Source organism: Thermodesulfobacteriota bacterium, assembly GCA_040756475.1.
In the GTDB taxonomy this organism is placed as follows: Bacteria; Desulfobacterota; Deferrisomatia; order Deferrisomatales; family JACRMM01; genus JBFLZB01.
In genome coordinates, this window is the sequence record JBFLZB010000366.1 from 1 (window position 1) to 1,579 (window position 1,579).

A 1,579-nucleotide genomic window follows, 5' to 3' on the forward strand; every position below is an offset into this window, starting at 1 on the left:
AGCGCCTCCTCCGGGACGGCTTCGCCGTGAGCCTCGTCGACGTGGACCGGGAGGCCGGGGTGGAGGCGGCCGCCGACCTCGCTGCCCTAGGGTCCGTGCGGTTCCTCGAGGCCGACGTGGCCGACGAGGGGCAGGTCCTGGCGGCGGTCGCCGAGGCGGCGGCAACCTTCGGGCGCCTCGACGCCCTGGTCAACAACGCGGGCATCGCCAAGGCCCACGGCCCCCCCCTGGAGGAGCTCTCCCTGGCGGACTGGAACCGGGTGCTCGCCGTGAACCTCACCGGCCCCTTCCTCTGCGCCAAGCACGCCGCCCCCCACCTGCGCGCCGCCCGGGGTGCCCTGGTCAACGTGGCGAGCACCCGCGCCCTCATGTCGGAGCCCCGCACCGAGGCGTACTCCGCCTCCAAGGGCGGGCTCGTCGCACTCACCCACGCCCTGGCCGCCACCCTGGCCCCCGAGGTCCGGGTCAACTGCGTGAGCCCGGGCTGGATCGAGGTGGGGCCGTGGAAGAAGCGCTCCGCCCGCCGGGAGCCCCGCCTCTCCCCCGAGGACCACGCCCAGCACCCCGCCGGGAGGGTGGGCCGGCCCGAGGACGTGGCGGCCCTGGCGGCCTTCCTCCTCTCTCCCGAGGCCGGCTTCGTCACCGGGGCAAACTTCGTCGTGGACGGGGGGATGACCCGGAAGATGTTGTACGTCTGAGGAGGCGGACCATGGCCTTGCGCGACTCCCCCGGCACCGTGCGTTTCCGCTACGCCCCGGAGGTGCTCTCCCGCTTCCCGGGGCTGCGGGGCGGCGTGCTCCTGGCCCGGGGCGTGGGAAACGGCCCCGCGCCGCCGGAGCTCGCCCAGGCCTTCCGGGCCGAGCAGGAGGCGGTGCGGCGGCGCCTGGGGGAGACGCCGCTCTCGGAGCTTTCGAGCCTCGCCGCCTGGCGACGGACCTTCGCGGCCTTCGGGGTCAAGCCCACCCAGTACCGGAGCGCCGCCGAAGCCCTCCTGCGCCGCTTGACCAAGAAGGGGGAGGTCCCCCCGGTGAACCTTCTCACGGACCTGGGCAACCTTGTGAGCATCCGCTACGCCCTCCCGGTGGCGGTGCTCGACGCCCGGGGCGTGGCCGGGGCGGTTACCGTGCGCTTCGCGGCAGGGGGTGAGCCCTTCGTGGAGCTCGACGCCCAGGAGCCGAGCCCCCCGAGCCCGGGGAGGTTGTCTTCGTCGACGACGCCGGGCAGGTGCACGCCCGGCGGTGGTGCTGGCGCCAGAGCGCCCCGAGCGGCGTTCGGGAAGACACACGGGAGGTCCTGGTGACGGTGGAGGGCCACCACGAGGCCGCCGAGGCGGACGTGGCCGCCGCCCTGGGGGACCTGGAGGCGCTCTTGGGGCGCCACGCCGGGGGGGCGGTCCAGGCTCGGCTCCTGTCTTCGGCGTGCCCGGAATTTCGCGAGAAATAGGACCTTGGGGGCGCCAAACGCCGGCCGGGCGAGGCCGCTTCGGCGCCACGGGCCACGGCCCGGGGCGCCCGCCCGACTCGCGCTGGGGTTGGCCGCCCAGGTGAACGGGTTGCCCATGGACCCGAGGGGGTTCCCC

At 75.3% G+C, this 1,579-nt stretch carries 3 protein-coding genes; all 3 read left to right on the forward strand.

Annotation, left to right across the window (positions count from 1 at the left end; translation table 11 throughout):
* A partial coding sequence (locus tag AB1578_23775) for an SDR family oxidoreductase (protein ID MEW6490917.1) occupies positions 1-698 on the forward strand: 698 nt, incomplete at its 5' end.
* An 11-nt stretch (positions 699-709) separates the two neighbouring features.
* Positions 710-1,300, forward strand: a complete 591-nt coding sequence (locus AB1578_23780; GenBank protein MEW6490918.1) for a phenylalanine--tRNA ligase beta subunit-related protein — start codon at positions 710-712, stop codon at positions 1,298-1,300.
* Complete coding sequence (locus AB1578_23785; GenBank protein MEW6490919.1) at positions 1,297-1,443, forward strand: hypothetical protein; 147 nt, start codon at positions 1,297-1,299, stop codon at positions 1,441-1,443. Before AB1578_23780 ends, AB1578_23785 begins: the two co-directional genes overlap by 4 nt.
* The last annotated feature ends 136 nt before the right edge of the window (positions 1,444-1,579 follow it).